The sequence below is a fragment of the Cellulomonas denverensis genome, assembly GCF_012396125.1.
GTDB classification, from domain to species: Bacteria; Actinomycetota; Actinomycetes; order Actinomycetales; family Cellulomonadaceae; genus Cellulomonas; species Cellulomonas denverensis.
Window position 1 is genome coordinate 131,178 of the sequence record NZ_JAAXOX010000008.1, and the last position, 7,138, is coordinate 138,315.

At 72.3% G+C, this 7,138-nt stretch carries 9 protein-coding genes; 7 read left to right on the plus strand and 2 right to left on the minus strand.

Annotation, left to right across the window (positions count from 1 at the left end):
- Position 1 precedes the first annotated feature (1 nt).
- The 4 genes from HGA03_RS14005 to HGA03_RS14020 all read left to right on the plus strand — a co-directional run bounded on the left by HGA03_RS14005 (position 2) and on the right by HGA03_RS14020 (position 2,924).
- Positions 2-607, plus strand: coding sequence for a hypothetical protein (locus HGA03_RS14005; RefSeq protein ID WP_168630905.1), 606 nt, complete (start codon positions 2-4; stop codon positions 605-607).
- Positions 604-1,602 (plus strand): glycosyltransferase family 2 protein, encoded by a 999-nt coding sequence (locus HGA03_RS14010; protein WP_168630906.1) that lies wholly within the window; start codon positions 604-606, stop codon positions 1,600-1,602. Before HGA03_RS14005 ends, HGA03_RS14010 begins: the two co-directional genes overlap by 4 nt.
- A 105-nt stretch (positions 1,603-1,707) precedes the next feature.
- Positions 1,708-2,451, plus strand: coding sequence for a LytR/AlgR family response regulator transcription factor (locus HGA03_RS19630; protein WP_168630907.1), 744 nt, complete (start codon positions 1,708-1,710; stop codon positions 2,449-2,451).
- Positions 2,452-2,636: 185 nt separating this feature from the next.
- The gene (locus HGA03_RS14020) at positions 2,637-2,924 is read left to right on the plus strand and encodes a hypothetical protein (protein WP_168630908.1); all 288 of its coding nucleotides are present in this window, start codon (positions 2,637-2,639) and stop codon (positions 2,922-2,924) included.
- Here HGA03_RS14020 and HGA03_RS14025 read toward each other — a convergent pair whose 3' ends face one another.
- A complete protein-coding gene (locus HGA03_RS14025; RefSeq protein WP_168630909.1) occupies positions 2,925-3,998 on the minus strand; it encodes a fatty acid desaturase family protein in 1,074 nt (357 codons plus the stop codon).
- 155 nt (positions 3,999-4,153) lie between these two features.
- On the opposite strand from HGA03_RS14025, the gene HGA03_RS14030 reads away from it, so the two are divergent.
- Entirely contained in the window at positions 4,154-4,771 is a 618-nt protein-coding gene (locus HGA03_RS14030; protein WP_203767474.1) for a Type 1 glutamine amidotransferase-like domain-containing protein, read from the plus strand.
- 7 nt (positions 4,772-4,778) lie between these two features.
- On the opposite strand, the gene HGA03_RS14035 is transcribed toward HGA03_RS14030, so the two are convergent.
- Positions 4,779-5,477, minus strand: coding sequence for an SOS response-associated peptidase (locus HGA03_RS14035; RefSeq protein WP_168630910.1), 699 nt, complete (start codon positions 5,475-5,477; stop codon positions 4,779-4,781).
- Positions 5,478-5,572: 95 nt separating this feature from the next.
- On the opposite strand from HGA03_RS14035, the gene HGA03_RS14040 reads away from it, so the two are divergent.
- Both HGA03_RS14040 and HGA03_RS14045 read left to right on the plus strand, forming a co-directional pair.
- Complete coding sequence (locus HGA03_RS14040; RefSeq protein WP_168630911.1) at positions 5,573-6,622, plus strand: zinc-dependent alcohol dehydrogenase family protein; 1,050 nt, start codon at positions 5,573-5,575, stop codon at positions 6,620-6,622.
- Between the two features lie 17 nt (positions 6,623-6,639).
- Positions 6,640-7,138: Nif3-like dinuclear metal center hexameric protein (locus tag HGA03_RS14045; RefSeq protein ID WP_168630912.1), on the plus strand; the 499-nt coding region annotated here is incomplete at its 3' end.

The following is a 7,138-nucleotide window of genomic DNA, read 5'->3' on the forward strand; positions in this document are numbered from 1 at the left end:
CATGGTCACCCGTCTCCGTGCTGCCTGGGCCCGCTTCGCCGAGAAGCGTCCGGGGGTGGCGCAGTTCGTCGTGTTCTTCGTGCTGAGCAACGGCATCACCGTGCTGCAGCTGGCGCTGATGCCGCTGATCAAGTGGGCCTTCTCCCACACCTCCCTGATCGACACCGCGTTCCAGATCTGGCCGGTCGGGTCGAACCCGGACGGGTCGCAGTACTACGTCTTCGACTACGCCGCCGGGCCGCTGCCCGGTGGTGGTGGCGGGCTGGCGTACTTCCTGGCGGTGCAGATCACCCTGCTGATCGCGCAGGTGATCAACTTCTTCGCCCAGCGGTCGATCACCTTCAAGTCGAACTCCTCGATGGCCAAGGCCGCGTTCTGGTACGCGCTGGCCTATGTGATCATCACGGTGCTCGCCGCCGCGGCCCAGGGCTGGTACAAGGCGCCGATCTACGACCTGTTCATCGACACCTGGGGGATGGGAGGCACCGGTGAGACCTTGGCGGACTTCGTCACGATGATCATCAACGCCGCGATCTCGTTCTGGGTGTTCTTCCCGATCTTCAAAGTGATCTTCAAGCGGGTCCCCGAGCCGGAGCCGGTCCGGTGACCCCGGTACTGACCGTCGTCGTCCCGGCCTACAACGCCGAGGACTACCTGGCGCGGGCGCTGGACTCGGTGGTCGGCACCGCCGGGGTCGAGGTGCTGGTCGTCGACGACGGCTCCACCGACGGCACCGCCGATCTGGCCCGCGGCTATGCGGACCGGGGCCTGGTCCAGCTGATCAGCCGCCCCAACGGTGGCCACGGCGCCGCGATCAACACCGGGCTGGCGCACGCCACCGGCACCCACTTCAAGGTGCTGGACGCCGACGACTGGTTCGACCGCAGTGCGCTGGAGTCGGTGCTGGACACCCTGCGCGCCCGTCCGGACCTGGACCTGCTGGTGTCGAACTTCGTGTACGAGAAGGTCGGCAAGCGGCACAAGACCCGGGTCAGCTACCTCGGCGCGCTGCCGGTGCGCGAGCAACTGACCTGGGACCGGACCGGCCCGTTCGCCAAGCGGCAGTACCTGATGATGCACGCCCTGACCTACCGCACCGCCGTGCTGCGCGCGGTCGGGCTGCGGCTGCCCGAGCACACCTTCTACGTCGACAACCTGTATGCGCTGATCCCGCTGCACCGGGTCCGGACGCTGTACTACCTGGACGTCGACCTGTACCGGTACTTCATCGGCCGGGCCGACCAGTCGGTGCAGGAGTCGGTGATGTTGCGCCGGCTGGACCAGCAGCTGCGGGTGAACTGGCTGATGATCGACCACGTCACCCGCACCCCGGTGGCCGAGCCGCGGCTGGCCCGGTACCTGCGGCACTACACCGAGATCATCTGTGCGGTGTCCTCGATCCTGCTGATCCGGGCCGGCACCCCGGAGGCCCTGGCGGAAAAGGACCTGCTGTGGTCCCGGCTGCGGGCGGCCGACCCGGTGCTGTACCGCCGGGTCCGGTGGTCCGCCCTCGGCCAGATCAGCAACCTGCCGGGCCGGGCCGGGCGGCGGGTGTCGGTGCTGGCCTACCGGGTGGCGCAGCGCGCGATCGGGTTCAGTTGACGTGTGGGGCTGGTACGGAGGCGGGCTTGATCTCGCCGGTCCCAACACTGACCATGTCCTCACGCCCGGTGCCCACCGGCCCGGGGCCCGACCGCGGGAGCTGCCGTGATCACCATCCGGATCGTCGACGACGACCCCGTCGCCGCCCAGCAGCTGGCCGGGCACATCCAGCGCTACCAGGCCGAACACGGTGAGACCTTCGCCGTCGACGTGCTGGTGGACGGCGCCCAGTTGGTGGAGCAGTACCGCCCGGACGCCGACATCCTGTTCCTGGACGTCGACATGCCGGGGATGGACGGCTTCACCGCGGCCCAGCACATCCGGCAGTTGGACAGTGACGTGGTGATCGTCTTCGTCACCGCGCTCGGGCACTACGCGATCCGCGGCTACGAGGTCGGCGCGCTGAGCTACCTGGTCAAGCCGGTGCCGTACTTCGCGTTCTCCCAGCAGCTGATGCGCAGCGTGGCCGCGGTCCGGCGCCGCCCGGTGGACGACTTCCTGGTGCTGCCCACCCGCGGCGGGTTCGCCCGGGTGCCCACCGCGGACATCCTCTACGCGGAGAGCGCCCGGCGGCACACCACCGTGCACACCGCGGAGGCGGCCTACCCGGCGCCGATCACGCTCAAGCAACTGGAGGACGACCTGGCCGGCCGGCCGTTCTACCGCAGCAACAACTGCTACGTGGTGAACCTGCGGCACGTGGCCGGCGTGCAGGAGGGCGACTGCCTGCTGGGCGACGGCACCCGGCTGGCGATCAGCCGGTCCCGGCGGCGCGGATTCATGGCCGCGCTGACCGACTACTTCGCCGGACCGACCCCGCACGGCTGGCCGGTCGGGGAGATCGCCTGAGGCGCCGACCGCCGCGTCGGGTAGACTGATCCCACCTGACCACGTGCGGGGCGTCTCCCCGCCACGGTGGCCACCGGGTGTCGCAGCCCGGTCACGCGCCTCGCGCGACGCCACTGACCTGCATCACCGTCTGCTGCCGAAGGCGCGGACCGAAGGAATCTCTCATCACTCTGCAGTCCCTTGCTGTGCCCCCGTCCGTGCCCACCCCGGTGCTCGCCGTCCCGCCGTTGCGGGTGCAGTGGCGCCAGGCCGACGACGACCTGTGGGTCGCCACCCTCGGCGGCGAGTTCGCCGGCACCCTGGCCACCGACGCCACCGGGCTCCACCACGTCACCGACCGGATCGCCCGGCCGGTGCTGACCACCTCGTCCTGGGCGCAGGCCACCGCCGCGCTGGACGCCGCCGCCCCGGTCGCCTCGCGCCGCCGTCGCCGGCGTCGTCGCAGCGCCGCCGCCCGGCCGACCGGCCGCTGATCAGACCTGCCGGAACCGGCGCACCATCGGGCAGTCGAACGGGTCGCGGGCGGACAGCCCGACCTCGTTCAGGTACCGGACCACGATCGCGTAGGACCGCAGCAGCGTGGTCTCGGTGTACGGCACCCCGTGACGGGCGCAGTGCTCGCGGACCAGCCGGCGGGCCCGGCCCAGGTGCGGGCGGGGCATGTTCGGGAACAGGTGGTGCTCGATCTGGTAGTTCAGGCCGCCCATCAGCGTGCTCATCACCCCGCCGCCGGAGATGTTGCGCGAGGTCAGCACCTGCTTGCTGAGGAAGTCGAGCTTGCTGTCCTCGCCGATGATCGCCATGCCCTTGTGGTTCGGCGCGAAGGACGCCCCCATGTACACGCCGAACACGGCCAGCTGCACCCCGAGGAAGGCGAAGGCCATCCCGACCGGCAGCAGCCAGAACACCAGCGCCGGGTACACGGTCAGCCGCACGGCCAGCACCGCCAGCTCGATCGTCCGCTGCCGCCCGCGCTCCGCGGCCCACAGGGTCCGGATCGACGTCACGTGCAGGTTCAGCCCCTCCAGGGTCAGCAGCGGGAAGAACGCCCAGCCCTGCACCCGGGTCAGCGCCGCCATCACCCGGTTCTGCCGGGCGGCGTCCTCGGGCAGGAACACGATGGTGTCCGGCGCGATGTCCGGGTCCTTGCCGCGGCGGTTCGGGTTGGCGTGGTGCCGGGAGTGCTTGGTCATCCACCAGGAGTGGCTGATCCCGACCACCCCGTTCGCCAGGATCCGGCCGAGCCGGTCGTTCGCCGGGCCGGAGTCGAACACCTGCCGGTGCGAGGCCTCGTGCGCGACGAACGCTGCCTGGGTCAGCACGATCCCGAGCGCCCCGGCGATCAGCAACTGGAACCACGAGTCGCCGAGCAGGATCGCCCCGGCCACCAGCCCGGCCAGTGCCAGCCCCAGTGCGACCAGCAGTCCGAGGTAGAAGCCGCGGGTGCGGTGCAGCAGCCCCGCCTCCCGGATCCGCCGGGACAGGTCCTGGTAGCTGCCGGTGGCGGCGGCCTGGCGCGGGCGCTGGGGGAGGGTGTCCGTGGTCATCGGGCTCCGAACGTGGTGTCGGTCGGCTTCCCAGCCGCGGCATGAGCGGAGTGCTCGTCGTTCGGATGCTGCCCGGGCCTACGTGGCTTTTGCGCCGATCGGGCGTGTGCACACGTGTGGATCACGTGTCGGTGGGCGGTCCTAGCCTGACCGGCATGAACCTCCTGCTGCTCTCGCTCGGCATCGGCGCCGTCCCGCAGTTCCTGTCCGAGGTGGCGCCGGCCCACCCGCGGATCGGCTACCTGGGCGCCGCGGCCCGGCTCTACGCAGCGGAGGACTTCGTGCTCGCCGAGCGCGCCCGGATCGAGGCGCTCGGCCACCCGGTGGTCGACGTCGACCTCGCCGAGGGACTGCCGGAGATGGACGTGCTGTACGTCGCGGGCGGCAACACCTTCGTGCTGCTGGACGACCTGCGCCGCACCGGCCAGGACCGGGTGCTGGCCGAGCGGGTGCGTGCCGGCCTGCCCTACATCGGGCTGAGCGCGGGCTCCCTGATCACCGGCCCCAGCGTCGAACCGGCCGCGCTGATGGACGACCCCGGCGATGCGCCCGGACTGACCGATCGCACCGGCCTCGCCCTGATCCCGGAGACGGTGCTGCCGCACGCCGACGGACAACTCCCGCCCTACCCGCCACAGCTGATCGCCGACACCCTGGACCGTTACGGCCGCGACCACCGGCTGATCCCGATCGCCGACGACCAGGCGGTGCGGGCCGACGACGCGGGCCGCCGGGTGGTGGCCTCGCCGTGGTGGGACCCGGCCGCCGGGTAGCCCCGGGTCACTCCACCGGTTCGATCAGCCCCGGCCCGTCGTTGGCCACGTTCCCGACCGCCCGGCCCACCTCGCGCGGGATCAGGTGCGGCTCCGGCACGTGCGCCAGCAGCGCCCCGACCTCGTCCGCGGCGGTGATCGCCGGGCTGAGCCAGTCGTCCCAGCGGTCGGCGGGCAGCAGCACCGGGCAGCGGTCGTGGATGTGGCCCAGGGCGTCGGTGGCCGGCCGGGTGATGATCGTGACCGACCACAGCCAGCGGGCCGGGTCGTCGTCGGCCTTGGTGTGGTCGCGCCACAGCTCGTAGAGCCCGGCGGCGGCCAGCGGGGCGTCGGCGTGCAGGAAGAACGGGGTCTTCGGCCCGTGCTCGTGCTTCTGCCACTCGTAGTAGCCGTCCATCGGCACCAGTGCCCGGCGGCGGGCGGCGGCCTTGCGGAACGCGGGCTTCTCCAGCACCGTCTCCGAGCGCGCGTTGATCATCCGGGAGCCGATCGAGGTGTCCTTCGCCCAGGACGGCACCAGCCCCCAGCGCACGCTGCGCAGTTGGCGCTGCACCCCGTCGTCCTCCTGGCGTTCCAGCACCACCGGGACGTCCTGGGTGGGGGCGACGTTCCAGGAGGGGGCGCGGGGTTCGCCGAGGATCCGGTCGACCAGCAGGTCACGTTCCAGGGCGTCGTCGGCACGGGTCTGCGCATAGCGGCCACACATGCCGCCAGTTTGGGCTGTTCAAGCGATTTCGGCGCTACGAGCGATACCGACGCCAGGGCTCGGCCGACGACGCCGTCGCGGCCTAGGCTTCGACTGTGCGCGCGACCCTGATCCACGGCCCCCATGACATCCGCCTCGAAGAGGTGCCCGACCCGCGGCTGCTCAGCCCCACCGACGCGATCGTCCGGGTGGTCGCCGCCTGCGTCTGCGGCTCCGACCTGTGGGGCTACCGCGGCGTGAGCCCGACCAAGGAGCCGCGCCGGATCGGGCACGAGTTCGTCGGCGTGATCGAGGAGGTCGGCGCCGGGGTGCGCGACCTGCGGCCCGGACAGTTCGTGGTGGCGCCGTTCACCGTGTCGGACGGGACCTGTGTGCACTGCCGGAACGGGGTGCACACCTCCTGCGAGCGGTCCTCCGGCTGGGGCGGCATCGATGCCGAGGGCTTCTTCACCGACGCCGGCCAGGGCGAGTACGTCAGGGTGCCACTGGCCGACGGCACCCTGGTGCCGATGCCGGAGACGCCGTCCGAGCAGCTGCTCGGCTCGGTGCTGACCCTCAGCGACGTGATGGGCACCGGTCACCACGCGGCCTTCACCGCCGGGGTGCGGCCGGGATCGACGGTGGCGGTGGTCGGCGACGGGGCGGTCGGGCTGTGCGCGGTGATCGCGGCGCGCCGACTGGGGGCCGAGCGGGTGATCGCGATGTCCCGGCACGCCGCCCGCCAGGCGCTGGCCACCGAGTTCGGGGCGACCGACATCGTGGCCGAGCGGGGTGACGAGGGCGCCGAGCGGGTCCGCGACCTGCTGGGCGGGGTCGGGCCGGACGCGGTGCTGGAGTGCGTCGGGACCAAGGAGTCGGTCGCCCAGGCGGTCGCCACTGTGCGCCCCGGCGGCCGGATCGGTGTGGTCGGCCTGCCCACCGGCGGCGGGGAGCTGCCGCTGGCGACGCTGTTCCGCGCGAACATCGGGGTGGTCGGCGGGGTGGCCCCGGTGCGGGCCTACATCGAGGAGCTGGCCCCCGACGTGTGGTCCGGCGCGATCGACCCCGGGCGGGTCTTCGACCTGGTGCTGCCGCTGGACCGGGTCGCCGAGGGCTACGCCGCGATGGACGAGCGGCGCGCGATCAAGTCGATGCTCCGGCCCTGACCGATAGATTCGGCGGCATGACGCTGACGCTGGCCGAGGTCACCCGGCTGCTGGACCGCCGTTACCCACCGCGCACCGCCGAGTCCTGGGACCGGGTGGGCCTGGTCGCCGGTGACCCGGCCCAGCCGGTGCGCCGGGTGCTGTTCGCCGTCGACCCGGTGGCGGCGGTGGTCGACGAGGCGCTGGACTGGGGCGCCGACCTGATCGTCACCCACCACCCGCTGCTGCTGCGCGGCGTGCACGCGGTCGCCGCCACCGACTACAAGGGTGCGCTGCTGCACCGGCTGATCCGCGGCGGCTGTGCGCTGTACGCCGCGCACACCAACGCCGACTCGGCCACCGGCGGGGTCGCGGACCAGCTGGCCGGGCTGCTCGGCCTGACCACCACCCGCCCGCTGGTGCCCGCCCCGGCGCAGGCGCTGGACAAGCACGTGGTCTTCGTCCCGGTGGAGCAGGCCGGGGCCCTGGTCGACGCGCTGGCCGCCGCCGGTGCCGGGGCGATCGGCGAGTACCGGC